This is a genomic window from Steroidobacter gossypii, from assembly GCF_016801985.1.
Taxonomy (GTDB): domain Bacteria; phylum Pseudomonadota; class Gammaproteobacteria; order Steroidobacterales; family Steroidobacteraceae; genus Steroidobacter; species Steroidobacter gossypii.
Genome location: NZ_JAEVLS010000001.1, coordinates 853,124 through 877,132 on the forward strand (window position 1 = coordinate 853,124; position 24,009 = coordinate 877,132).

At 62.3% G+C, this 24,009-nt stretch carries 21 protein-coding genes and 1 pseudogene; 12 read left to right on the forward strand and 10 right to left on the reverse strand.

Annotated elements, in window-relative coordinates; all coding sequences use genetic code 11:
* Positions 1-30: 30 nt before the first annotated feature.
* On the reverse strand, positions 31-165 hold the full coding sequence (locus JM946_RS30890; RefSeq protein ID WP_269140874.1) for a hypothetical protein: 135 nt from the start codon (positions 163-165) through the stop codon (positions 31-33).
* Positions 166-237: 72 nt separating this feature from the next.
* On the opposite strand from JM946_RS30890, the gene JM946_RS03730 reads away from it, so the two are divergent.
* The 3 genes from JM946_RS03730 to JM946_RS03740 are packed head-to-tail and all read left to right on the forward strand — an operon-like array spanning position 238 to position 3,403.
* On the forward strand, positions 238-1,236 hold the full coding sequence (locus JM946_RS03730; protein ID WP_203165789.1) for a hypothetical protein: 999 nt from the start codon (positions 238-240) through the stop codon (positions 1,234-1,236).
* Between the two features lie 31 nt (positions 1,237-1,267).
* The gene (locus JM946_RS03735) at positions 1,268-2,530 is read left to right on the forward strand and encodes an MgtC/SapB family protein (RefSeq protein WP_203165790.1); all 1,263 of its coding nucleotides are present in this window, start codon (positions 1,268-1,270) and stop codon (positions 2,528-2,530) included.
* A 51-nt stretch (positions 2,531-2,581) separates the two neighbouring features.
* Positions 2,582-3,403, forward strand: a complete 822-nt coding sequence (locus JM946_RS03740; RefSeq protein ID WP_203165791.1) for an SDR family NAD(P)-dependent oxidoreductase — start codon at positions 2,582-2,584, stop codon at positions 3,401-3,403.
* Positions 3,404-3,418: 15 nt separating this feature from the next.
* Here the strand turns inward: JM946_RS03740 and JM946_RS03745 are convergent, their stop codons facing one another.
* A complete protein-coding gene (locus JM946_RS03745) occupies positions 3,419-4,096 on the reverse strand; it encodes a M15 family metallopeptidase (protein WP_203165792.1) in 678 nt (225 codons plus the stop codon).
* Positions 4,097-4,347: 251 nt separating this feature from the next.
* Here JM946_RS03745 and JM946_RS03750 point away from each other — a divergent pair, with 251 nt between their 5' ends.
* Both JM946_RS03750 and JM946_RS03755 read left to right on the forward strand, forming a co-directional pair.
* A complete protein-coding gene (locus tag JM946_RS03750; protein ID WP_218042571.1) occupies positions 4,348-6,738 on the forward strand; it encodes a putative bifunctional diguanylate cyclase/phosphodiesterase in 2,391 nt (796 codons plus the stop codon).
* A gap of 98 nt (positions 6,739-6,836) precedes the next feature.
* The gene (locus tag JM946_RS03755) at positions 6,837-8,753 is read left to right on the forward strand and encodes an ATP-binding cassette domain-containing protein (protein ID WP_203165794.1); all 1,917 of its coding nucleotides are present in this window, start codon (positions 6,837-6,839) and stop codon (positions 8,751-8,753) included.
* A gap of 95 nt (positions 8,754-8,848) precedes the next feature.
* On the opposite strand, the gene JM946_RS03760 is transcribed toward JM946_RS03755, so the two are convergent.
* Complete coding sequence (locus tag JM946_RS03760) at positions 8,849-9,466, reverse strand: TetR/AcrR family transcriptional regulator (protein ID WP_203165795.1); 618 nt, start codon at positions 9,464-9,466, stop codon at positions 8,849-8,851.
* Positions 9,467-9,647: 181 nt separating this feature from the next.
* Between JM946_RS03760 and JM946_RS03765 the strand changes: the two genes are divergently transcribed.
* Entirely contained in the window at positions 9,648-10,001 is a 354-nt protein-coding gene (locus JM946_RS03765; RefSeq protein ID WP_203165796.1) for an energy transducer TonB, read from the forward strand.
* A gap of 61 nt (positions 10,002-10,062) precedes the next feature.
* On the opposite strand, the gene JM946_RS03770 is transcribed toward JM946_RS03765, so the two are convergent.
* Positions 10,063-11,313 (reverse strand): CaiB/BaiF CoA transferase family protein, encoded by a 1,251-nt coding sequence (locus JM946_RS03770; protein WP_203165797.1) that lies wholly within the window; start codon positions 11,311-11,313, stop codon positions 10,063-10,065.
* 135 nt (positions 11,314-11,448) lie between these two features.
* Between JM946_RS03770 and JM946_RS03775 the strand changes: the two genes are divergently transcribed.
* Positions 11,449-11,883, forward strand: a complete 435-nt coding sequence (locus JM946_RS03775; RefSeq protein WP_203165798.1) for a hypothetical protein — start codon at positions 11,449-11,451, stop codon at positions 11,881-11,883.
* A 126-nt stretch (positions 11,884-12,009) separates the two neighbouring features.
* Positions 12,010-12,810, forward strand: coding sequence for a tyrosine-protein phosphatase (locus tag JM946_RS03780; RefSeq protein WP_203165799.1), 801 nt, complete (start codon positions 12,010-12,012; stop codon positions 12,808-12,810).
* A 25-nt stretch (positions 12,811-12,835) separates the two neighbouring features.
* On the opposite strand, the gene JM946_RS03785 is transcribed toward JM946_RS03780, so the two are convergent.
* Entirely contained in the window at positions 12,836-14,251 is a 1,416-nt protein-coding gene (locus JM946_RS03785) for a short-chain fatty acid transporter (RefSeq protein WP_203165800.1), read from the reverse strand.
* Positions 14,252-14,343: 92 nt separating this feature from the next.
* Positions 14,344-17,697, reverse strand: coding sequence for a GH36-type glycosyl hydrolase domain-containing protein (locus JM946_RS03790; RefSeq protein WP_203165801.1), 3,354 nt, complete (start codon positions 17,695-17,697; stop codon positions 14,344-14,346).
* Positions 17,698-17,850: 153 nt separating this feature from the next.
* Between JM946_RS03790 and JM946_RS03795 the strand changes: the two genes are divergently transcribed.
* Positions 17,851-18,297: a CBS domain-containing protein gene (locus tag JM946_RS03795; protein WP_203165802.1), complete on the forward strand. Its 447-nt coding sequence runs from the start codon at positions 17,851-17,853 to the stop codon at positions 18,295-18,297.
* A gap of 49 nt (positions 18,298-18,346) precedes the next feature.
* On the opposite strand, the gene JM946_RS03800 is transcribed toward JM946_RS03795, so the two are convergent.
* From JM946_RS03800 to JM946_RS03815, 4 genes are all read right to left on the reverse strand, one after another.
* A complete protein-coding gene (locus tag JM946_RS03800; protein ID WP_203165803.1) occupies positions 18,347-19,192 on the reverse strand; it encodes a MipA/OmpV family protein in 846 nt (281 codons plus the stop codon).
* A 14-nt stretch (positions 19,193-19,206) separates the two neighbouring features.
* Positions 19,207-19,686 (reverse strand): glutathione peroxidase, encoded by a 480-nt coding sequence (locus JM946_RS03805; protein ID WP_203165804.1) that lies wholly within the window; start codon positions 19,684-19,686, stop codon positions 19,207-19,209.
* A 12-nt stretch (positions 19,687-19,698) separates the two neighbouring features.
* The gene (locus JM946_RS03810) at positions 19,699-20,106 is read right to left on the reverse strand and encodes a hypothetical protein (RefSeq protein WP_203165805.1); all 408 of its coding nucleotides are present in this window, start codon (positions 20,104-20,106) and stop codon (positions 19,699-19,701) included.
* A 70-nt stretch (positions 20,107-20,176) separates the two neighbouring features.
* Complete coding sequence (locus tag JM946_RS03815; protein WP_203165806.1) at positions 20,177-20,872, reverse strand: TetR family transcriptional regulator; 696 nt, start codon at positions 20,870-20,872, stop codon at positions 20,177-20,179.
* 245 nt (positions 20,873-21,117) lie between these two features.
* Here JM946_RS03815 and JM946_RS03820 point away from each other — a divergent pair, with 245 nt between their 5' ends.
* The 3 genes and pseudogenes from JM946_RS03820 (at position 21,118) to JM946_RS03825 (ending at position 23,595) form a co-directional block, all read left to right on the forward strand.
* Complete coding sequence (locus JM946_RS03820; RefSeq protein WP_203165807.1) at positions 21,118-22,290, forward strand: acetyl-CoA C-acetyltransferase; 1,173 nt, start codon at positions 21,118-21,120, stop codon at positions 22,288-22,290.
* Between the two features lie 22 nt (positions 22,291-22,312).
* A pseudogene (locus JM946_RS31515) lies at positions 22,313-22,410 on the forward strand (3-hydroxy-2-methylbutyryl-CoA dehydrogenase); the annotation flags it as partial.
* Positions 22,411-22,431: 21 nt separating this feature from the next.
* A complete protein-coding gene (locus tag JM946_RS03825) occupies positions 22,432-23,595 on the forward strand; it encodes an acyl-CoA dehydrogenase family protein (protein WP_203165808.1) in 1,164 nt (387 codons plus the stop codon).
* Positions 23,596-24,009 lie beyond the last annotated feature (414 nt).

Sequence of the window (24,009 nt, forward strand, 5' to 3'; positions counted from 1 at the left end):
GATTGACCCCCGGGCGTTGTGTGAAGCTTGTCACATCGCTAAAAGTTGCTGGTTGGCGGCGGCCTGAATGATGCGGCGGGCGGCACCAAAAGTTTGGCGTAAATCCGCTGAAAAACGCTTGTTTGTGCGCCGGGTGACGCCAAATGCTGACAATTTTTCCGACATGGACAAACGCCGAAAGCCGAATAGACTCGCGGCATCGTTTGCACTTCCTCGCAACGAGTTTCTCCGCTATCCATGCAGTATCGGCGCAGCGATTTCGATGTCACGAACACCGTGCAGGTGAGCTCACCTGACGCGGTCCGTCGGGCGGTCGTCGATCTGTATCGACAGACCTGGCCGCACTATCCTTGGGATCGGGTCGACACCGCGTTCCGGGATTTCGAGCGATTGTTCAACGGTCAGTTTCCCGGGTACTACGGCTGCGACACCGTTTATCACGACCTGCAACATTCCCTGGATGGAACGTTGGCGGTGGCGCGGCTGATCGTCAGTTACGATCGCACCCACCTGGCCGACGAGCGTCTCGGGCCGGAGCGCGCCATCCTCGGCGTGGTCACCGCCCTGTTTCACGACGCCGGTTATATCCGTCAGACCGACGACCAGACCCATCGCAACGGCGCCGAGTTCACGCTCAGTCACGTGAGCCGCAGCGCTCAGTTCATCGGCCGCTACCTGCCTACCATCGGCATGGCCGAGTGGGTGCCGGTGGCCACCAAGATCGTGCACTTCACCGGTTACGAAGTGCAGTTCGATCAGATTCGTCTGGATGACCCGCGCGATCGCAAGCTCGGGCACTTGATCGGCACCGGCGATCTGATCGCGCAGATGTCCGATCGTTGTTATCTGGAAAAGTGTCGCGACCGCCTGTATCCGGAGTTCGTGCTGGGCGGCATCGCCATGCCCAGCGATGCATCGGGCAAGACTTCCGTGAAATACAGCTCCGGCCTGGACGTGCTGCGACAGACCCCCAGCTTCATCGAAGACGTGCGCCGCTCGCGCCTGGATGGCGAGTTCGCGAGCGCGTACAGATATCTGGAATCGCTGTTCAACGGCCGCAATCCGTACATGGAAGCCATCGAGGCCAATCTGAACTATCTGAGCGAAGTGTTACGCACCGGACGCTGGCCCATGCTCCGGCGCGACCCGCCCTGCTTCACCTGGGAGCGCAACCCGGTGCAGAACATCCGCTCGCTGGTGATCGGCCATCTCAAACAAGTCTGGAAGAGCGGCTAAACATTGGCGCGCCGCCAGATAACATGGCGGGATGACCATCGACTCGGCGGACACTACCTGGATGAATCTCGGCGTCGCGCTCGCCGTCGGATTCCTCATCGGCATCGAGCGCGAACGCAGTAAAGGCGATGGCCCGCGGCGCGCGGTCGCCGGTCTGCGCACCTTCACCCTGATCGCACTCGCCGGCGCGCTTGGGCTGTGGATCGGTGGCGTCTATGTGTTCATCGGCACCGGCGCCATCGTCGGCGTGCTGATCGCGGTCGGCTACATGCGAACTCGCGACACCGATCCTGGCCTCACCACCGAGATCGCGATGGTGGTCACGCTATTGCTGGGCGGGCTGGCGGTGCATGAGCCGCGCCTCGCCGCCGCGTTGGCAGTGATCGTGGCCATGTTGCTCGCCTTTCGCACTCCTGCGCACCACTGGGCCAAGGACGTTCTGACCGATGCAGAAATGCGCGACGGCTTGCTACTGGCGGCTGCCGCGTTGGTCATTCTGCCGCTTACACCGACCGAACCGATCGATCCTTGGGGCGTCGTGCAGCCACGCAAGTTGTGGTTGCTGGCGGTGCTGGTGATGGCGATCAACGCGCTGGGTTACGTCGCATTACGCGCGCTCGGGGCAAAGACCGGCCTGGCGGTGGCCGGCTTGCTGTCCGGCTTTGTTTCCAGCACTGCCACCATTGGCGCGATGGGCGCGCGCACCAAGACCCAACCCGAGCTCCACAAGGGCGCGGTGGCTGGCGCGGCCGCTTCTTCGGTGGCCACGGTGATTCAGCTCGCCATCGTGGTGGGATTGGTCAGCATGCCGACGCTGCTGATGCTCATGCCTGCCCTGATCGCTTCCGGATTGGCCGCGATCATCTACGCAGGATTCTTCGCCGTGCGTAGCTTTCGCGAGATGTCCGCGGCCGAGGACTCGCCGAAGGGACGACCGTTCGAGCCGAAGACCGCGATCGTGTTCGTGCTGGTGGTGGGACTGACGCTGCTGATCTCGGCGCTGCTGACGCAGTGGCTGGGCGATCGAGGACTGATGCTCGCAGCCGGCGTCGCAGGCTTCACGGACGCGCATGCCCCTGCCATTTCGTCAGCGTCGCTCGCTGCCAGCGGGCGTACGCACGCGGAGTTCGCCGCGCTGGCGGTGCTGGTGGGATTCACCACCAACACGGTGAGCAAGAGCGTCGTGGCGTTTTCGTTGGGCGATCGGCGGTACGCGTATGAGCTGACGCCGGGATTGCTTTTGATGGCGGCAGCTGCGTGGGCTGCGTGGTCGGTTCGAGCTTTCTTCGCTTGAGAACCGCATACTCCGCGTCGCTTTGAGCCAGCGAGAGGGTCGACACGCACGATGAGCCAACGGTTTGCCCGGCTGAATTCACGGTTTCCACGTAAGCGCGCCTTTATCACGGGCGCCAGCAGCGGGCTGGGCCTGGAACTGGCCAAGGCGCTGGCGGGCGATGGCTGGACTCTCGGTTTGTTCGATCGCAATCTCGAGCGACTCACCAGTGTCGAAGCTGCGTTGGCTGATGCCGGAGTGTCGTTGGTCGCGTATCCGGGTGATGTCACACAGGCAGACGAGCTGACCGTGGCGGTGAATTCGTTCGCAGCCACGCACGACGGCCTGGATGTGATGATCAACAACGCCGGCGTCGCCAGCGCCGGTTCGTTGATGGACATCTCGCTCGAAGACTGGCGCTGGATCATCGACATCAACGTGATGGGCGTGGTGCACGGTGCACGCGCCGCCGTTCCTCACTTGCAACGCAATGGTCGCGGCTTGTTGATCAACGTCGCGAGCGCCGCTGCGTTCGCCTCCGCGCCGGGCATGATCTCTTACAACGCCACCAAGGCGGCCGTGCTGTCCATCAGCGAGACGCTGGCCAGCGAGTTGCACTCGGCCGGCACTCAAGTGTCGGTGGTGATGCCGACGTTCTTCCGCTCTGCTCTATTGGAAACATTGCGCGGTTCCGATAGCGCACGGGCGCTGGCGCACACCCTGATGCAGCAGTCGGAATACTCGGCAGAGTCGGCTGCACATGATTTGCTGACAGCATCGGCTGACGGTCGTACTTACATTGTGCTACCCAAGGCAGCGCGCACGATGTGGCGAATGAAGCGCTGGATGCCGATGCGCTTCCTCGACCAGGTACGACGCATGGCGCAGCGATAGTTGCCGCGCGCTTCGTCAGCCGGGTGAGTCAACCGCGAGCAGGAAGCGCGTGTAAATTTCAGGCAGGCGCGCCAGTACCTGGGACTTGCCTTCGATGCCGCTGCCCTCCAACACTCGCCGCAGCGTCGACAGACTCAACGATTCGAGCGCCGGCAGCGCGATCGGCGCATAGCTCAGATGCCAGGGCTCCGGGCTCACGCCGCCGCGATCGGTGCGGTACGGCCGAAAGAAACCGAAACGTCGCATATTCACATCGAGCCATTGCGACAGGCGCGCGAATATTCCGTCCGGCGCGTACTCGACAGGCAACAGCTCGACGGTGTAGCCCGGCGGCACCGCGGCCGCGTCGATCACATCGACATCGCTGCCCCAATGATGCCGGCTGCCGCCCGGAATCGCCGACCAGCACAGGATGGCGTCGATGGCTTCGGAATCAGAAAGCTGGCTGCGATCCAGCAGCGCACCCTGGCGATCGTAGATGGCCCGCTCGCCGTTCCACTTGCGGTTCCAGATGCCCAGCTGCGCATTGAAATCGCGGAAGCTGGAACGCGGCGCGAGATCGATGCCATCGGCCCGCGCGGCATCCCTCATCGCCAGGAAAGATGCCACCGCTTCGTAGTGAAGCGCGCAAAGCGGATCACTCAATTCCACGACATGAGTGCGCGCCTGTCCGGTGAGCTCGAACTCGTTCATTACGATCTGCGTCCTCGAAACAATGCCGAAAGCGGCTGGAAATGCGGCAAATGCCGCTGTTTTTGACATTCTAATCGTTCGGTATGTCAAAAAAACCGACAAGTAAACTGTGGTGTATTACCGGCACGAAAAACCCGAGTATCATGCGATGAGGCGTATTTTCACACACCACGCGAGCGGGCAGCGCGGAGTATGGGTTGAGATCCCGGGGCCTCAAAATCAGGTTGCTCTCCGTCGCGATTGCGGCGGGCATGGCCATTGCGGCGACCCTGTTCCTGCTGGAATACCTCGACTATCGCAAATCCAGCGATGCGCTGGTGAGGCAAGGCGAGCGCTCGCTGCTGACCGCCGAAGCGCAACGCCTCGACCTGCTGGCGAGCGACATGGCTGCCGCTGGCGCGCAGGCGCTGGAAATCGCGTTGAAAGATCAGGACCGGCGCACCCTGGAAATGGTCGTCGACTCGCTGTTGAACAATCCCTATTCGATTTCGGCGCGCGTGCTGGCGCCCGACGGCGAGGTGATGTACCAGACGATCCGCAAGGATCAATGGAGCAAGCAGCTCACCGATCAGGACAAGCGCACCATCCGTCGCACGCTCGGCGGGGTCGAATCGCTCGGCACCCTTGAGATCGTGGTCGGCAGGCCGGGTCTGGCGGACACGGCGCACGCGCTGCGCACTCAGCTCGAACGAGTGCAGCAGCGCGACTTCGAGCGCCGCATCTGGATCGTCGCCGGCATGGGCGTGCTGATCACGGGTTTGTTGACGCTGGTGGCGTGGATGCTAGCGCAGCGGCTGGAGCGTCCCATCGTCGAGCTGATCCGCTCCGCTGAACGCATCGGCGAAGGCGACTACACGCGACCTCACAAGGTCACCAGCAACGACGAGATCGCCGAGCTGGAAATGGCGCTGGATCGCATGCGGCAGAACCTGCGCCAGACCACCATCACCAAGAACTATCTGACCATCGTCCTGAACAGCATGAACGACGCCGTGCTGGTGACCTCCCCGGACGGCATGGTGCGCAAGATCAACGACGCCGCGGTCCGACTGTTCGGCTACAACGAAGAAGAGATCGCCGGTCAGCCGTTCATGAACCTGATCGCCGAAAGCGAGCGCGAGAACTTTTCACTGGAGACCGCGGGCGTCGAGACGCGCGAGACCGTCATCGCCACCCACAGCGGGCAAACCATCCCGGTGTCGCTGTCCGGTGCGCCCATTGCCGGGGACGATCCGCAGTTCCAGGGCACGATCTTCGTCGTTCGCAACATCACCGATCGCAAGCGGGCCGAGCGTCGCATTCGCTACCTGGCGCGCTACGACGCGCTGACCAAAGTGCCGAACCGCATGCAGTTCCAGCACATGCTGCAGCAGGCGATCGCTCGCGCCCGTCGCAACGACCGCGGCATCGTGATGCTGTACCTCGACATGGATCGGTTCAAGGAGATCAACGACACGTTCGGTCACGCCGCCGGCGACCGCACGCTCGAGGTGCTCAGCGAACGTTTGATTCGCATCCTGCCGCGCGAGGCGGTGGTCGGCCGACTGGCCGGCGACGAGTTCGGTTTGTTCATCGAAGGCTTCGCCGATTCCGAGGATGAGCGCACGCAAGCGGCGAACCTCGCGCGCATGGTGCTCGCCGAAGTCTGCAAGGCCTACTACGTCGATCAGCAGGAAGTGTTCCTGACCGCCAGCGTCGGTATCGCGTTCTGCCCGAAGGATGCGGAGAACGTCATCGATCTGATCCGTAACGCCGACGCCGCGATGTACCACTCCAAACAAAACGGCGGCAACAGCTTCGCGTTCTACTCGCCGGACATGAACGGCGCGGCGGTCGAGCGGCTGATGTTGAAGAGCAAGCTGCGTCGCGCGCTGGAACGCGATGAGCTGATGATGCTGTATCAGCCGAAGGTCGACCTGCGCAACGGCCATGTCATCGGCGCCGAGGCGCTGCTGCGCTGGCGCTTGCCGGGGCACGGCGACATTTCGCCGTCGCAGTTCATTCCGCTGGCCGAAGAAACCAATATGATCTTAGGGATCGGCGAGTGGGTGCTGAATCGCGTCTGCGCCGACTATCGGCGCTGGCAGGAGAAGATCAAGAACCCGGGCCGCGTGTCCATCAATCTGTCCTTGAAACAATTGCGCCAGGCGAGCTTCATCGCGCGCTGCAAGTCGGTGTTCCGTCGCCACGAAGTGTCGCCGACCTGCTTCGAGCTGGAGATCACCGAGACTACCCTGATGGTGGATCCGAAACGCACCATCAAGCTGCTGGATGAGCTGTACGCCATGGGCCTGCATCTGTCCATCGACGACTTCGGCACCGGCTACTCGTCGCTGTCGGCCTTGCAACAGTTTCCGATCGGCACACTGAAGATCGACCAGTCGTTCGTGCGCGACGCCGCCATCAACAGCGACGACGCCACCATCGTCCGCACCATCATCGACATGGGCAAGGCGCTCGAAGTCGAAGTGGTCGCCGAAGGCGTCGAGACCGAAGAACAATTCAACTTCCTGCGCAACCGCGGCTGCCACTACGGCCAGGGCCGCCTGTTCGGCGACGCCATGTCCGCCGACGAATTTCTCGCTTTGGTCACCTCGCAGGAAAGCGGTCGGGCCAAGGTCAGCGAGCTGTTCGCGTCGTAAGCCTGTGCCGACGCCCGGCGCCGGCGCTCGTTAGCCAGAAGCGGGCGTACCCGGTACGATACGCGGCTCTTGGCAGCCGCCTGGTCCCAAGCCCGCCCATGCTCAGTTTTTCTTCCCTCGCCCTCCGGCGCGGTACGCGCCTGTTGATTTCCGATGCGTCCTTTACCGTGTATCGGGGGGAGAAGGTCGGCATCGTGGGGGCCAATGGGTGCGGTAAATCGAGCTTGCTGGCCCTGGTGCTGGGCGAGCTGCAGCCGGATGCCGGCAGCGTGGAATATCCGTCGCAATTGGTGGTGGCGCACGTGGCGCAGGAGTTGGGAGCCACTGAACGGCCAGCCATCGAGTTCGTGATGGATGGCGACGAGGAATTGCGCGCCACCGAGGCGGCAATCGCAAAGGCTGAAGCAAGCGATGCGGGCGCCAAGCTCGGTGAATTGCATGCACGATATGCGGCGCTAGGTGGATACGACGCGCGCAGCCGAGCGGGCAAGTTGATGCACGGCCTCGGGTTCACGGCAGCGGACGAAACGCGGCCCGTCAGCGCGTTCTCGGGCGGCTGGCGCGTGCGACTGAACGTCGCGCAGGCGCTGATGTGTCGATCCGATCTGCTGCTGCTCGACGAACCCACCAACCACCTCGACCTGGATGCCGTGATCTGGCTGGAGCAGTGGCTGCGCAACTATCAGGGCACGCTGCTGATGATCGCGCACGATCGTGAGTTCCTGGATCGCACCGTCGAGCGCATCGTTCACATCGAGAACGGCGCCGCCAAGATATACAGCGGCAACTATTCGGCGTTCGAGGAGCAGCGGGCCGCGCAGCTGGCTCAACAGCAATCGATGTTTGAACGGCAGCAGCGCGAGATCAAGCACATGATGAGCTTCATCGAGCGCTTCAAGGCCAAAGCCAGCAAGGCCAAGCAGGCGCAGAGCCGTGTCAAGGCGCTCGAACGCATGGAGCGCATCGCGCCGGCGCACGTCGACTCGCAATTCGAGTTCACGTTCCTGGCGCCACAGAAGCTGCCGCGGCCGCTGTTGGCGCTGGAGAAACAATCGGTCGGCTACGGCGAGCGCGTCGTGCTGGAAAACGTCAGCATGACCATCGCACCCGGCAGTCGCATCGCCCTGCTCGGCCGCAACGGCGCGGGTAAGTCGACGATGATGAAACTGCTCGCCGGCGAGCTGGCCGCGTTCGACGGCAAGCGCACCGAGGCTCGCGATCTGAAGATCGGCTACTTCGCGCAGCATCAGCTCGAGCAATTGTCAGTCGACGATTCGCCGCTGGCTCATCTGAAACGCTTGGGCGGAGAAGCCGCGGCGAAGGCGACGGAACAGGAGCTGCGCGGCTTTCTAGGCAGTTTCGGCTTCAGCGGCGATCGGGTGTTCGAGCCCGTCGGCCCGTTTTCCGGCGGCGAGAAAGCGCGGCTGGTGCTGGCATTGACCAGCTATCTACGACCGAACCTGTTGCTGCTCGACGAGCCCACCAACCACCTCGACCTGGAAATGCGCCAGGCACTGGCCATGGCCTTGCAGGATTACGAAGCCGCCGTCGTGCTCGTTTCCCACGATCGTCACTTGCTGCGCGCGGTTGCCGATGAGTTGATCCTGGTGGACCAGGGGCGGGCCGTGCCGTTCGATGGCGATCTGGACGATTATGCGCAGTGGTTCACCAAGCGTGAAGAAAGCGAAACGGCTGCGGAAGAAGCCGGGTCGTCGGCTCTCAGCGCCGAGCAGAAGAAACAACGCAAGCGCGAGGAAGCCGAGCGGCGCAATCGATTGAGCCCGCTGAAGGCGGACATCGCCCGGCTGGAGAAACAGCTCGCCAAACTCGAAGGGGAGCGCGGCGCTGTCGAGACCGCGCTCGCCGATCCGGACATCTACAACCCGAGCTCCAAACAAAAGTTGCAGGAGCTGCTGCAGAGACAAACCCAGCTCAAGCGCGACATCGCCAGCACGGAATCGGCCTGGCTCGAGGCCAGCGAAAAGCTCGATGCGGAGATGGCCGCTGGAAGCTGACCGATATTCTCCAGCCTCGCAGATGCGACCGTCGTGACCGCACCGTCCGCAGCGTCATGGCGGGTCACGGTGCGGCAACGATGCGGCGTGGAACTTCATTTCTTGAGCTGAGCATCCACCAGCGCGTCCGCCGCGGCCACGAGGAACTGCTGCGGACCGTTCTTGCCCAGGCACTGCGCCGCCGAGAAAGCGCCATCCACGAGCAATAGCAACTGTTCCGTGAGCTCTTCCGGATCCTTCACGCCTTGGATGTTATCGACCAGCCCGCGCAGGCGGCGTCGCAGTTCGTACATCACTTCGTTCGCTACCAAGCGCGCTGGATGTTCAGGATCGGAGAAGGCGGCTGTGACATTCATGAACGGACAGCCTCGGAAATGTGAGCTGCTCACGTAACGCGCAATGCCTGTGAGATGCGCACGCAGGCGAGCGCGTGGCTCCGGGTCGCTACTTGCAGCGGTCCTGTCCCAGCCCGCCCAGCGGTCCTTCTGTTCCTGCTCCAGGACCGCCACGATCAACGCATCCTTGGATGGAAACCAGCGATAGAGACTGGTCTTCGCGACGCCCGACTCGGCCACCACGGTATCGACGCCGACCGCGCGCACGCCTTCTTTGTAAAACAACTCCCGAGCCGTGTTGAGAATCCGGTCCCGGACGCTTTCGGTGGGCGCGGCCGCTGCTTCGCTGCCCGCGCGTGCTTTGCTGGATGGACTCATACGACCCCTTTCGACAGTTGACAGCGCTACAGACCTGTACGTAGCATACGAACAGACAGGTCTGTAGCGTCGTCTATTAGGCCTCGGGCACCCGGCCAGTGCAATCGAAGCTCTCTATGCGACGGCTCGCCTGTCAGAACTGACCTACCTGTGCGCGTAGCTCTACCTCCGGGAGACGGCAATGAATACTTCTTTAACCACTGGCCTGGCCATTCTGGCCGCGACTCTCGCTATTCCCGCCACTACTGCTTACTCGGCCGCATGCGGCATGCGAGTGATCCACAGCGACACTGATTTCCCCGAGCGCGCGCAACTGCGCGGGCAGAAGGGGACTGTGTATCTCAACGTGACCCTGGACGCCAATGGTCGCGCCACCGGCGCGGAAGTCGAGCGCTCCAGCGGCCATCTGCTGCTCGATCTCGCCGCCAAACGCAGCGTGCTCAAGAACTGGCAGTTCGACGTCTCTCATTGCGATCACGCCTTGCCCGCCAGCCATCAGGTCGCGGTGGAGTATCGCAACGAGGAGTACGAGTAATCGACCCCTTGTCTCCTCCCTCGCATCCCCACAAGGAGGGAGGAGTCTTTTTTCTACTCGGCTACACGATGCCGGACCGCTGCAGTTCCTCGATCTCGCTGTCAGTCAGTCCGGCATCCGCCAACACTTCACGTGTGTGCTGCCCGAGCAGCGGCGGCGCGGACTGATAACGCAGCGGCGTGCCTGACATCTTGATCGGGTTCGCCACCATGGGCACCCTGCCTGCCTGTGGATGCGGCAGATCCAGTTTCATGCCGCGACTGACCACCTGCGGGTGTTCGAACACCTGAGCGAGATTGTTGATGCCGCCCACCGGAATGCCGAGCGGCTCGAACAGCGCAATCCATTCCGCGACCGTCTTCTGCTTCAGCACGGCCGCGAGCATCGGGACCAGCACGTCACGATTGCGCACTCGATCGTCATTGCGCAGAAAGCGTGCGTCCTGATGAAACGTCTGACCCGCAGCCTCGCAAAGTTTCGCGAACTGCCCATCGTTGCCAACCGCAACAACGAACTGCCCATCCGACGCATCGAACACCTGATAAGGCACGATGTTGGCGTGCGCGTTGCCCATGCGCTTCGGCGCACGCCCACTGATCAAATAATTCATGTTCATGTTGGCGATCATCGCGACCTGCGAATCCAGCAGCGCCATGTCGATGTACTGCCCGACGCCGGTCAGCGACCGATGCACGATGGCCGCGAGAATGGCGACCGTCGAGTACATGCCGGTGGTGATATCCGCCACTGCCACGCCGACTTTCTGCGGCCCGCCGCCCGGCAGATCGTCCTTTTCACCGGTGATGCTCATCAATCCGCCCATGGCCTGAATGATGAAGTCGTAGCCCGCCACCTGACGCATCGGCCCGGTCTGCCCGAAGCCGGTAATGGAGCAATAGATCAGTCCCGGATTGAGCGTTTTGAGTTGTTCGTAGCCGAGGTTGTAACGAGCCAGATCGCCCGCCTTGTAGTTCTCGATGAGCACGTCGGCGCGCGCGGCCAGCCGCCGCGCCACTTCCTGTCCCGCAGGCTTAGAAATGTCCAGCGTGACCGACTTCTTGCCGCGATTGGCGCCCAGGAAATACGCGGACTCCTTGGTGTCCTTGCCGTCGCGATCTTTCAAGTACGGCGGCCCCCAACTGCGAGTGTCGTCGCCGACGCGCGGCCGCTCGATCTTGACCACCTCCGCCCCGAGATCGGCGAGGATCTGCCCGCACCATGGACCTGCGAGCACCCGGCTCATGTCCAGTACGCGGATGTGCGACAACGCCCCGGAAGAGGCCGGATGGGAACTGGAACTTTCGGGCTTCATACTGCTTCTTGAAAAGGTCCGAGGGCGTTCGGCCGCGCAAACTAATCGCAGCCGGGCCAGCGGATCAAGGACGTTTGGATCACCAGCGCATGTCGGTGCCGCACCATGGTTCTGCACAACCGATCTGGTTTGTCGATGTCGATGCTGAGTGTGACCGCTTTGCTCGGTTGGGGGTCGGCGTTCGCTCAGGAGCCGTCGTCCACCGCTGTAATCCCTGCCATCACCCAAGAGTCTGCGCCAACGCGCAAGCCCTTGGACCTGCGCCCACCCAACATCACGCATCTGTTTACGTCGGAGCAGCTAAATGAAATTTTAGCTGCGACCTTCGTGCGCGAGGATATCGAAGAAGTGGAGGTCGAAGGCGAGCGTGATCGCCGGCCCACCGCCACGCCCAACGTCTGGCCTGGCATCGCCGCGCCGATCTGGGCCCTGCTCAACCCCAGCCAATCCTGGCGCATCTTCGCGCCTCTGCCTCCGGACCAGACCGATCGCCTGCAATACGTACGCGCCGATGCCACGGACGCGTATGTGCTGGAGCCCGCCGGCGTGCCTTCACCTCACGCGCAATAGATACGCTCCGCTTTAGCCCCTCCGGCTGCCGGAGGAGATCGGGACGCGGCTTCCGGCCGGACATGATCGAGCGAGCAACCCATCGTCTATGCGACACTCTCGGCGATTCCTCGCTAAGGCGCCTCTATGACCTCATCTGCTCCCGCAGTTCGCGTCGAACGCGAACGCATTCTGACTTTCCAGGGCGGCTGTAACTTTCGCGACATCGGCGGCTATCGCACTCAGCAGGGCTCCAGCACGCGCTGGGGCAAGGTGTACCGCGCCGGCGTGCTCACCTACTTCACCGACGACGATCACGCCCCGCTGACCGACCTCCAAGTGCGCGCCATTTGCGACCTGCGCCGCGCCGAAGAACGCGAGCGCGAACCGACGCGTTGGCCACATGCAAACATCAACGCGTTGTTTTGGGACGATGGCATCGTCACGCCCACCATCCGTGGTTTGTCGGCTGAGCGCCCGAAGAACGCTCAGGGAATGTTCGATTCCATGGTCGCGTTGTATCGCGCCCTCCCCGAGTGGATGGGCCCACGCATCGGCGGCATGTTCGCCGCCATCGCCGCCGGCGATGTGCCCATGGTGATTCACTGCGCCGCCGGCAAAGATCGCACCGGTATCGCGGTGGCTGTTCTGCTGAGATCGCTCGGCGTTCCGGAGGAGACGGTCATCGAGGATTATTTGCTCACCAACACGTCGGGCAACTTCGAAGAATTCATCCGCTCGCGCCACCAAGCCCACCTCGGCGTCACCGACACCCACAGCCCACTGCTCTCGATGCCCGAAGACATGCGACGCGTATTGTTCAGCGCCGACGCCGCATTTCTGCACGCGGCGTTTGAGCAGATTGGAGATGTCGAGGCTTATCTCGCTAAAACCGCTGGCATCTCAGCATCGGTACAGGAGCAAGTTCGAACGGCTTTGTTGGAGTGAGGTCCGGCGCGGGATACGTCACTGATCAAGGCATCACGGGAGGCTTGTACTCCAGCGTCATCCCGAACGCCCAAAGCAAGAACAACACCACCGGCACATGCACGATGAACTGAATCATCGTGTAGCCGATCACGTCACGGGCGCGAAGTTTCAAGATGCCGAGGAGGGGTAGCATCCAGAAAGGATTGATGAGATTGGGAAGAGCCTCCGCGGCGTTGTACACCTGTACCGCCCATCCCAAGTGAACCTTCAGCTCGTTGGCCGCCTGCATCACATACGGCGCCTCGATGATCCACTTGCCACCGCCGGACGGCACAAAAAACCCGAGCACCGCGGAATAAATACCCATCACCACCGGAAACGTCTCACGATTCGCCGCCTGCGCAAAGAAGGTGGACAAGTGATGGGCGATGCTCTGCCCATCGCTGCCGACGGCAGACACCAGCATGGCAGCGATACCGCCATAAAAGGGAAACTGAATCAGCACCCCACTGACACTCGACACACTTCTCGACACCGCATCGAGAAACACGCGAGGCCGCCAGCACAGCAACAAGCCCAGCATCACGAACAGAAAGTTATAAGTATTGAGATTGGAGATCGCCAGCGCCGCACCCTTGGTCGCGAATTCCTGAATCAGCCACACCACTCCAAGCGCCGCGATCAGAACATTGAGCAAAGGGCTGTGTTCCAACCATTCCCCGGGCCTGGACGACTCCACAGACGTGACAACCGGCGGCGGCTCAGCAACCGCCCCCAACCGACGCGCCGTCTGAGCGTTTTCACCGCGCGGAGCAGTCAGCCAGGCAATCGCCAACGTCACGACAATCAGAACAGCCGTCAGCGCCACCGACTGCCACAGAAATATCGTCTCGGTGAATGGAATCACGCCCGTGATCTGCAACAGCGCTGGGGGCATGCTGGCGGGATTGGCCTGCAGCTGCGCTGCCGAGGACGACAAGCCCATCGCCCACACCGACCCCATCCCCAAATACCCCGCCGCAGCCGCCGCGCGGTAATCCATATCGAGATCGTCACGGCGTGACAGCGCACGCACCAGCAAGCTTCCGAGCACCATGCTCAAGCCCCAGTGCAACAGCGAGAACAGCATGCTGATCCCAGCAACCCAACACACCGCTCCACGACCCGTGCTCGGGAAAGCGGCGAGCTTGTCGATCAAGCGTGCAGCCGGTGGCGAACTGGCCACGACGTAGCCGCCGATGATGATGAAGCTCATCTGCATGGTGAACGGGATGAGACTCCAGAAGCCGTCGCCAAACGCCTTGGCCGTTTGCGTCACCGGCGAGCCCAATGCGATCGCCGCAACGGCGACAATGATCACGCCCAGCACCGCGAAGACATAAGCGTCCGGGATCCAGCGCTCCGACCAGGCACAGCATCGCAAGGAGATGCGCTCCAGCGCGCCGACGTGTCGATTCATGTTTTGAGTTGCCAGCTTGGTTCACCCGCGAGGCGGCGCAACCCTCGCGAGCCCATCCAGGCTCGCACCCCTGAGGTTCACGCCGCGGACCGTTACCCTACCTTGATTGTAATCGTGTTGTCCGGCTGATCGAGCCTCGCGATCAGGGTCACTCGGTCGATCCGCGCGGCGCCTTTGCGATAAGGATTCGCGTCATGAGTCAGCGAGATGTTCTGTCCGTTGACGTTCACCTCGCTCACGCCCCAGCCGGCGCTGTCGACTTCATAGACCAGCGACACGGGCTTACCGAACAACGACAGCCGCACGCGCAGGCCGCTCAGCGCCGATGGGATGACCGGATCGAGCGTGACATCGTGAGCCTCGATACTGAGCCCGAGGAATCGACGCACGATCAGTGCCAGCCCGATGCCGGCGCCGCTGGAATATATGCGCCAGCCACCATCGAGCGGCACGGTGCCGCGAGCCACCCGCTCGTATTCCGCACTCGCCTGGTAGCGATCTTCGAACGCGGCGTCCGAGCTGGAGTAGTAGCAGTTCGACTGCCGCAGCGTCGCGCTGGGCGCCAGGCTCTGGATGCCAATCGGGTTGGCCTGACACAAGGCCCGGAAGAACCGTTCAGTCTCACCGACTCGCGCCAGCGCTTGCGCGTAGCGAAGGTGCGCATGCATGTACATCAACCCGATTTCGCGACCGAAGAACGTCGCGCTCTCGGCGCGCTGGAAAAAACGTTGCGGCCCACCGTGATAGTTCATCGGCCGGTCGAACAAGCGAATGCCATCTGGCCCGCTCAGGTGCAGATCGATCAAGCGCAGATGCTGTTGTACCTGTTCCGGGCTCAGCAGGTCCTCGAGGATGGCGTGAATCATCGCCAGCGAGCTGTAACGCACGCCAGTGATGCCATCGCGAGGGTGCAGCAGGTAGCTTTCTTTGCCCTTGTCTTCGAACAAGGCGTAACCGGTGAGCACACCATCCACCAGCAGCACGTGCTGAAAATCGCGTTTGACGTTCTCCGCCCAACTCTCGAAGCGCGCCGCCTCCGGCTCGCGGCCGAGGCTTCGCAGCGCCTGCGCCAGCGTTATCAGCACCTGATGATGAAGCGTGACCGTCCAGGAGCTGCACAGGTGCTCGCGCATGGCCGGGTCGGCCGGCTGTAAAGCGTCGTTCCAGTCGCCATGACCATATGCTGCGAGTGCAGTGCCACCGGCGACGCGCCGTTCGATCACCTTGAGCGCACGCTCCACATGTTTCCAAACCGAAACGGCCGGCATGGCATGACCGCTCGTGTAGTACGGTACCGGCTCGTCGAGAATGGAGCTGTCGCCCGAAGCAACCAGGTATTGAGCCAGCGCCAGTAGCGGCCAGAACACGATATCGCCGTGTGAATCCCCGGCCCGAATGTCTCGTTCGCGATCGAAAAACATGAACCATTGCGGCCAGTCGCCATCCGCCGCCTGCGCCTGCATGACTCGCAACAGCAAGTCGCGAATGGGTGCAAAGTGGCCCATCGCCAGCAGCATCTCCACCGGTCCCTGCGTAACATCGCGAGTGCCCCATCCGCCTCCGGAGTATTGCTCCAGCCCACGCGGCGACAGGTAGTGCACGAATGCGTTGTGCTTGAACCAAGGCAGGATTTCCGCGAGACGATCGACTTGCACCGCATGCGAGCTTCCGGCCGGCGCCTCGATACCCAGCAGCTCGACCAGCGGCGCACCGCTCGACTTCGGCACATCGATACTCTCGGTCACCAGATTGCCGCGCACCGTCAGTGCGAACCACTTGGTGGCCGCGATCACCATGCAAACGAACGGCTGCTGACGTGAACGTCCATCGCGGAACAAAAGCTCATCCCCGCCAACAGCCTCCAGCTTCGCGTCGGCATGCGGCGTGAGGACAAAGCACCCTTGCGGGAAGCGCTTGGCGAGATCGCTGTTCTCGGCCGGTTGAATGACAACTTCACTGCCATCCTGACGCCACTGCGCCCCGCCGAGCACACTGCCATCGTCGCCGTTGAGCGCGACGTGACTCGAAACAAGAATTCTCGGCGCCGCCCCCGAGAGCACGCTGATTTGCAAGCTCATCTGATGCTCGGCCCGAGCCTCGCTGCGAACTTCGATCAGCCCGCCGGAATGTTTGTAAATCCATCGACACGCGTCCGGCCCGATCTCAAAGGCGGAAGGCGTGTCGAGCAACTGCCATTCGCCGCTGATGTCGACAAACACACGCAACCCGTGCGAACGGAACAGCCCCAGATAGCTGTGCACGGTGGACAGCAACCGGTTGAAGCTCACATGGCCCTGAGTGAGCATCGAGTGGAACACGCCATTCATCCACACCGTAGACGTGAGTGCCAGCTCGTCCGGCGTCGTGTGCCGACCCGAGCGCAATATGTGGCCGTGAGGGCGCAGCACCCGGGTTTCCTTGGCGCGCAAAGCCACATGGCTGTCGGCATCATGGAAGAAAGCAAGTACGTTGCCCTGTTCGTCCCGTTCTTCGTGACGACGCTGCGTGCCGAACAGCTCACCGAGCTCGTCCGATTGAAGATCGAGCGCCTTCAATAGCGGCGCGTGACTGAACAAGGTCGATGCATCGATCGCCTCGCCAGGCGTGAGATCGAACTCCGTAAATGCCGCCTCTGGCAGCGCAAGAGCTCGATCGACTGCATCCAGATCGGTGGGCGAGGTCGCCGCTTGATGATCGGCACTCAAGCTGCCGAAGAACCCCGTGCTCGCACGCTCGGCCGGCGCGAGCTGTAAAGGCTCGTCCTGGATCGCCACCATCGAATGCTCGTGCTGCAGCCGTCGAGTGGGCAGACCCTGCACGATTCCAATCGGGCGCTCGCCTGCGCGACTGGCCAGCCCATGCACTTGCATTCCGTCGGTCGCGAAACCGACGGCCTGTCGCATCGAGCCGATCACACACCATGGATTGCAACCGCCGGCAGAGAGATTCTGGCGGGACGCCACCACATGGCCGTGCTTGGGGTGTGACAACGGGGTGTGGTCGACGTACTGACTGACGTAGAACTCGTTCAGGCGCACGGTCGCATACGGGGCGAGCGCCACGTCCTGTACATAAATGACGTCGAGCTGTTGCGCCGTGCCTGAAGAATTTTCCAGGCTCACCTGCCAGAACCACGCGGGCGCTGAGCTCGCGAGTCGCAGTTGAACCGTATAGCGAACGCCCGACCATTCGCCCGCGCCAATCCACGCATCGCCTGAACGAGTGAAGCGGGTTGGACTGCGCGGCCCGAGCAGTTCGATGTACTGCACCGCGTCGGCGTTCAACCGTCGCAAGTACAGATTGGCCACGCCGCCTTCCAACTCGTTGCCGAGGAACAGATTGACGATGGTTTCGCCGTGGTCCATGCGTCGCACGGCGCCGTTCTCCAGCAGCTCGACGGCCAATCCGGCGGGACTCTCCAAGCGCGTGATCTGTGATAGCGGCATCTGCGACTTTCCTGGCGCTTGCGACAGCGTTGCAATAAGGCGCGCAGTGTAGTGCATGCACTTCCAGGCGCGGAACCGCAGGCTTACTGATGACCTTACAGAGGGACCTCCCCCGAGCCTAACGCTCGTTCACCTCCGCTCCAGGAGATCGCCATGAAAATCCGCGAAGCCATGACTCCAGACGTTCGCATGGTCCGCCCGGACCAGACCATCCGCGAGGCCGCTCACCTGATGGCCGAGCTCGACATCGGCGCGTTGCCGGTGCAAGACAACGACCGATTGGTGGGCATGATCACCGACAGAGACATCGCGGTGCGCGCCGTCGCTGAAGGTCGCGGCGCCGAAACTCGCATCGGCGACGTCATGACCAACGACATCAAATACTGCTATGAAGACCAGACCATCGAGGAAGTGATGCGCAACATGGGCGAGCAGCGCCTGCGTCGCTTGCCGGTGTTGAATCGCGATAAACGCCTGGTGGGCATTCTGTCGTTGGGCGATCTGGCGCTGGAACGCGGCGCGCAGGATGAAGCCGGACAGGCGCTGGGTGGAATTTCACGGCCCGGTGGCGAGCATTCGCAAGCCACCCAGAGACATTGAGCCCAGCTTCACAGCCGCTCACCTTCCCGCGGGAGGGTGAGCCGGCCTGTCATTCGTCGTTGCCGACTTCCACCATGCGCTTGGACTTGCCGATCATCCAGGCGATGCCGATCCCGCCCGTCACATAGTTCTGCTGACGGACCAGAGGGCTGTCCTCGAATACGGCGTTGTGGAGATTGTCGTAGCGCATGTATGCGCCCACCCAGTACTTCGGGAAGCGCTTGGAAATCGCGGCGAGCACATGCGTGCCTGAATAACCGCCGTTGGCCTCGTAGGCGGCACGCTCCGCCGTCGCGAAGCGCGGCGCCACCGAATAGAAATATTCGTGATACTCGGCCGCGCCGAACAGCGGCCCGACACCGATGCCGAAGTTCCAGCCCGCCTGGCCGGCAATGTTGGCGATGTCCAGGTTCAGGCGCGGCGAAAAATTCCAGCCCAAGGTCTGTGGCGATCCTTCCAGGGTGATCGGCAATCGCAGCGGCATGACCAGATCGAGCTTCATGTCTTCCTTGGACGAACGCCACAGATGCACTTCGAGCGACGGACCGAACTCCAACGTCGGCCGCAGGTTGGGCATGCCCTCGCGCGCCTCGTTGTCGTCGCTGCTGACCGGGACAGTGGCGTTCATGCTCAGGCTCAATTCGAGGTAGCGCTGATCGAACAGCTCGCCGCGCAAACCTTCACGATCCGCTTTCAGAAACTGGCCCCGATACACGAAGTACGGCAGCGGCAACGGATAGGCATTCACTTCGTCGGAACCCCGGTAGTCCGGGAACGCCATCGCGCCGACGCCCAGGCCCGCTTCCCACAGCGGCTTTTGCTCGGCCTGCGAAGAGTTGGGCCAGGCAATAACCGCGCAGGTCAGCGCCAGCGCCGCTTTGAGCATCGAACCCATCGATCTCACATCCTTTACAGCAAGGCCTCGACTTTGGCCTTCAGATCTTCGGGCTTGGTGGTAGGCGCAAAGCGCTCGACCACCTGCCCATGCCGGTCGATCAGAAACTTGGTGAAATTCCACTTGATGGCCTCGCTGCCGAGCACGCCCTTGGCGCTGCTCTTCAACCAGCGATACAGCGGATGGGCCGTGGCGCCATTCACGTCGATTTTCTCGAACATGGGGAAGCTGACGCCATAGTTCTTTTGGCAGAAGGCGCCGATCTCTTCGGCCGTGCCCGGCTCCTGCGCGCCGAACTGATTGCATGGAAAGCCCAGAACCGCGAGCCCGCGATCCCGATACTGCTGGTACAGCGCCTCCAAGCCCTGGTACTGAGGCGTGAAGCCGCATTTGCTGGCGGTATTGACCACCAGCAGCACCTTGCCGGCGAAATCGCGCAGCGCGACCGGCTGGCCGGCCAGGCTGTTGGCCGAAAAATCGTAAACGCTGGTCATGACAGGACTCCTTCAACGCTCCTGGTCCGATACCAGAGTGAAGCTTTCGGCGAAGTACGGCGTCTCGGCAAAGCACGTAGTGGGAATGCCACGATGTTCGCTGTAGTGCAGCCGGATGCTACGCCCGACGTTCGCCGCGAGCCGCTTGGCCAACTCCTCGTCGCGTGTACTGAAGTGCCAGATCTGCGGAGCGACGCCGCCCACCACGTACAGCGCCAGTTCGCCCTCGTAGGTCTTGCAGATCCAGCCCTTGCGGGAGAACTTCTGCAGGATGCCGGCGCGTTCGCCTTCCGAATAGGACCAGCTCAGGCTGAACCAAGTCCATAGCGCGCCTAGCAACACGGCCAGCAGCACCACCCCGAGGATCAACCGGCGCAGCCAGCGACGTGGGCGATCGGAATTGAAGGTGCTCTCGGCCATGTCTTGATCTCTGTTGACGAACTCTCTCGGACAATGCCCGGAGTGTGGCCAAGGTCCAGGGCGCGCTCAACTATTTCATATGTGCGCTGGCACGGCGTGACTTGGTGGGCGGCTTGCTGGCCGCTTTGGCGGCCGGCGCCGCCGCGGCTGGCATGGGGTTGCGCAGCCCGTTGATGAAAATGTCATAGACGTGCGCGATGTAGCGCTCACGCACGGCGTCGGTCACGCCGGCGCCGCCAACGATGGACTGCAACGCATAGCGCGCGTTGAACAGATGATCGCAGGCGCCGGTCAGATTCACATAGAACAACACCGGCTCGACCGGCTTGAACTCGCCTGCCTTGACGCCTTGCTCCAACAGCTGAGCCTGCAACTCCATCAAAGGTCGCACGAACACGCGCGCGATGGTTCGTGCGCTGCTGCTCTCCGCCTCGCGATGATCCAGCAGCGAATGCATCAGCCGGTTCAGGTACGGCCGTCGGTAGAAGGCGTTGATGATGCCGGCGATATGCAAGCGCAGCTTCTCGCTGGGCGAGATATCCATGTCCAGCAAATGGCGCACCCGCTGCAGCTCGACGGCGGCATCGCGTTCCACCAGCGCGACCATCAGCCCTTCCTTGTTGCCGAAGTAGTACTTGACCAGCGCCGAATTCAGGCCCGAGTGCTCGGCGATCTCGCTCAAGGAAACATTCAGGCCGTGCCGGTCGCTCATCAACCGGCTGGCCGTGTCGAGCAGCTGGTCGCGAGCGTTGAAATCTGTGGGCATGGCGGCTCGGGCGATACGCCCCGCCTTGCGTGGCCGCTTGGCGCGGGAACGGTTGCTTTCTTTAGCCTCGGCTCGGGCTGGCACGCGGGACATCGGTTCTCGGTCGGACAATCTGGCAATGGCGCATTCTAATGCGGACATCCTCGAAACAAACAGGGTCGGCTATTCTTTAACTGATTGATTAACTTTCCGCGATAGCGTCCAATGACGACTCTGGCGCTTCCGAGCAACCTGCAGGGAATGACATGAGCACTGCGTATATCGTCGCGGCGGCCCGTACGGCGGGCGGCCGCAAGGCGGGTCGTCTGTCGGGCTGGCATCCGGCCGATCTGGCCGGCAAGGTCCTGGATGCATTGGTGGACCGCGCGCAAGCCGATCCGGCCTTGATCGAAGACGTCATCATGGGGTGCGTCAGCCAGGTGGGCGAACAGTCGAGCAACGTGGCGCGCAACGCAGTGCTTTCGTCCAAGCTACCGGAAAGCGTGCCGGCGACGTCGGTGGATCGTCAGTGCGGCTCGTCGCAACAGGCCGTGCATTTCGCCGCGCAGGCCGTCATGTCCGGCGTGCATGACATCGTGATCGCGGCGGGCGTGGAAAGCATGAGCCGCGTGCCCATGGGATTGTCGATGGTGTTGCCCGCCAAGAACGGCTTCGGCGGTCCGAACGGCGAGGCCATCAAGCAGCGCTATCCCGGCATCGAGTTCAGCCAGTTCCTGGGGGCGGAGATGATGGCCAAGAAATACGACATCTCCAAGGATCAACTCGACGAGTACGCGCTCGGCTCGCACCAGCGCGCCATCGCAGCGACTCGGGCCGGCGCCTTCGAGCAGGAGGTCGTGCCCATCGAAATCACCCTGCCCGATGGCAACAAGGAACTGCACACGGTGGACGAAGGCATTCGCTTCGACGCCACCCTGGAAGGCATTCGCGGTGTGAAGCTGATCCAGGAAGGCGGCCGCGTCACCGCCGCGACGGCCAGCCAGATTTGCGACGGCGCGTCGGGCGTGCTGATCGTGAACGAGAAAGGTCTGAAGACGTTGGGTGTGCAGCCGCTGGCGCGCATTCATCACATGTCACTGCTCGGACACGATCCGGTGATCATGCTCGAGGCGCCGCTGCCTGCCACCGAACGCGCCCTGAAAAAGGCAGGCATGAAGATCGATGACATCGATCTGTTCGAAGTCAACGAGGCGTTCGCACCCGTGCCCATCGCGTGGTTGAAAGCAACTGGCGCCGATCCCGCGCGGCTCAACGTCAACGGCGGCGCCATCTCGCTGGGTCATCCGCTCGGCGCATCCGGCACCAAACTGATGACCACGCTGGTGTACGCGCTCAAACAACGTAACAAGCGCTATGGCCTGCAGACCATGTGCGAAGGCGGCGGCATGGCCAATGTGACCATCATTGAGCGCCTCTGACCACATTTGTGCCATTCCCCAAGAAGAGTACGCTTCGCTGACCTTAGAGGTGTGTCGCACGGTTATTTCAATGGCGAGTCGGTGCGCCTGGACGGCGCGATTCGCATGGCGCCGCGCTGAGCAGTACGACTGGGAATAAGCATGCGTAGAACGATCTTCGATCCCGAGCACGAGCAGTTCCGTGAGGCGGCGCGTCGATTCTTCCAAAAGGAGATCGGCCCGCACGGCGAGCGCTGGCGCGAGCAGGGCTCGGTGGATCGTGAGGCGTATCTCAAAGCGGGCGAGCAGGGTTATCTGCTCATGTGGACGGATCCGGAGTACGGCGGCGCCGGCGTCTCGGATTTCCGCTACGAGCAGATCCTGATCGAAGAGAATGGTCGTTGGGGCGAGAGCGGCTTCTTCATGACGCTGCACTCGCGGCTGGTCGCGCCCTACATCGGTCATCTCGGCACGCCGGAGCAAAAGAAGCGGCTGCTGCCTTTGTGCGTTTCCGGCGAAGCCATCCTCGGCATCGCGATGACCGAACCCGGCGCCGGCAGCGACCTCGCCGGCATGAAGACTCGCGCCGAAGATCGCGGCGATCACTGGTTGCTCAACGGCTCCAAGACCTACATTTCCAACGGACAGATCGGCGACGTGTTCATCGTCGCCGCTCGCACCGACCCGGCGCGCAAGCACGGGCTGAGCTTGTTCATCGTCGAGCGAGGCATGCAAGGTTTTCGCCGCGGGCGCAATCTGAAAAAGATGGGCTTGAAGGCGCAGGATACCTCGGAGCTGTTCTTCGACGATGTGAAAGTGCCCAAGAGCAACGTACTGGGCGAGCCCGGCAAGGGCTTCCAGTACCTCACCACCTTTCTCGCCGAGGAACGATTGATCACCTCGGTCGGCTCATTGCAGGCGGCGCGCACTGCTTTCGAGATCACGCTGGAGTTCGTGAAGGAACGCAAAGCCTTCGGCCAGCCGATCGGCACATTCCAAAACTCCCGCTTCAAGCTCGCGGACATGCAGGCACAAATCGACGCCCTTCAATGTTTCGTCGACCAGTGCGTCATTGAACACAACGCCGGCCGGCTGGACGCCGTGACTGCCGCCGAGGTGAAGCTACTCACCACAGAGTTGGAAGGCCGCGTCGTCGACGATTGCGTGCAACTGCACGGCGGTGCCGGCTACATGGACGAATACGAAATCTCTCGCCTCTACACCGGCGCCCGCATCAGCCGCATCTTCGCCGGCAGCAACGAGATCATGCGCGAAATCATCGGCCGCTCGCTGGACCTCGACGACCGGAAACTCAGGAAAGGCTAGTGCGACCTCCTCACCGCGCTCTCTCGCCACGCGGCCGAGATTGGCGGCGACTCCGCTACGATCCACCTCGGCCATTCCGCGCGGTATGACCCCGCTACTTACTAGCTGGCTGACGAAGACGTTCGATCGTTTCTTGCGACCCTGCGTGGCGCCTTCAAGGGGATTGCGCGCCGGAGCATTGTATGAGGAGATTCACTGCATCATGATCCACGTGGCGCGCGTCACGAACCGCTGCAGATGGCCGCGATGGGTCACAAACGTACGTCGCTTTCGGCCAGGAGCGGACCTTCGCCTTCCGCACAAATTCAGCGAGCGTCAGCTTTGATCACCAGCCGATCAGACGCGAACACTTAACAAGAAAGCGACTAGGTGCCATAGCTTGAGCAAACACCCCGATCAGTCGCCGGCGACATG

Coding starts and splice junctions, on each gene's coding strand:
- JM946_RS30890 (WP_269140874.1), bottom strand. CDS start 165: ATGTCGGAAAAATTGTCAGCATTTGGCGTCACCCGGCGCACAAACAAG.
- JM946_RS03730 (WP_203165789.1), top strand. CDS start 238: ATGCAGTATCGGCGCAGCGATTTCGATGTCACGAACACCGTGCAGGTG.
- JM946_RS03735 (WP_203165790.1), top strand. CDS start 1,268: ATGACCATCGACTCGGCGGACACTACCTGGATGAATCTCGGCGTCGCG.
- JM946_RS03740 (WP_203165791.1), top strand. CDS start 2,582: ATGAGCCAACGGTTTGCCCGGCTGAATTCACGGTTTCCACGTAAGCGC.
- JM946_RS03745 (WP_203165792.1), bottom strand. CDS start 4,096: ATGAACGAGTTCGAGCTCACCGGACAGGCGCGCACTCATGTCGTGGAA.
- JM946_RS03750 (WP_218042571.1), top strand. CDS start 4,348: ATGGCCATTGCGGCGACCCTGTTCCTGCTGGAATACCTCGACTATCGC.
- JM946_RS03755 (WP_203165794.1), top strand. CDS start 6,837: ATGCTCAGTTTTTCTTCCCTCGCCCTCCGGCGCGGTACGCGCCTGTTG.
- JM946_RS03760 (WP_203165795.1), bottom strand. CDS start 9,466: ATGAGTCCATCCAGCAAAGCACGCGCGGGCAGCGAAGCAGCGGCCGCG.
- JM946_RS03765 (WP_203165796.1), top strand. CDS start 9,648: ATGAATACTTCTTTAACCACTGGCCTGGCCATTCTGGCCGCGACTCTC.
- JM946_RS03770 (WP_203165797.1), bottom strand. CDS start 11,313: ATGAAGCCCGAAAGTTCCAGTTCCCATCCGGCCTCTTCCGGGGCGTTG.
- JM946_RS03775 (WP_203165798.1), top strand. CDS start 11,449: ATGTCGATGCTGAGTGTGACCGCTTTGCTCGGTTGGGGGTCGGCGTTC.
- JM946_RS03780 (WP_203165799.1), top strand. CDS start 12,010: ATGACCTCATCTGCTCCCGCAGTTCGCGTCGAACGCGAACGCATTCTG.
- JM946_RS03785 (WP_203165800.1), bottom strand. CDS start 14,251: ATGAATCGACACGTCGGCGCGCTGGAGCGCATCTCCTTGCGATGCTGT.
- JM946_RS03790 (WP_203165801.1), bottom strand. CDS start 17,697: ATGCCGCTATCACAGATCACGCGCTTGGAGAGTCCCGCCGGATTGGCC.
- JM946_RS03795 (WP_203165802.1), top strand. CDS start 17,851: ATGAAAATCCGCGAAGCCATGACTCCAGACGTTCGCATGGTCCGCCCG.
- JM946_RS03800 (WP_203165803.1), bottom strand. CDS start 19,192: ATGGGTTCGATGCTCAAAGCGGCGCTGGCGCTGACCTGCGCGGTTATT.
- JM946_RS03805 (WP_203165804.1), bottom strand. CDS start 19,686: ATGACCAGCGTTTACGATTTTTCGGCCAACAGCCTGGCCGGCCAGCCG.
- JM946_RS03810 (WP_203165805.1), bottom strand. CDS start 20,106: ATGGCCGAGAGCACCTTCAATTCCGATCGCCCACGTCGCTGGCTGCGC.
- JM946_RS03815 (WP_203165806.1), bottom strand. CDS start 20,872: ATGCCCACAGATTTCAACGCTCGCGACCAGCTGCTCGACACGGCCAGC.
- JM946_RS03820 (WP_203165807.1), top strand. CDS start 21,118: ATGAGCACTGCGTATATCGTCGCGGCGGCCCGTACGGCGGGCGGCCGC.
- JM946_RS03825 (WP_203165808.1), top strand. CDS start 22,432: ATGCGTAGAACGATCTTCGATCCCGAGCACGAGCAGTTCCGTGAGGCG.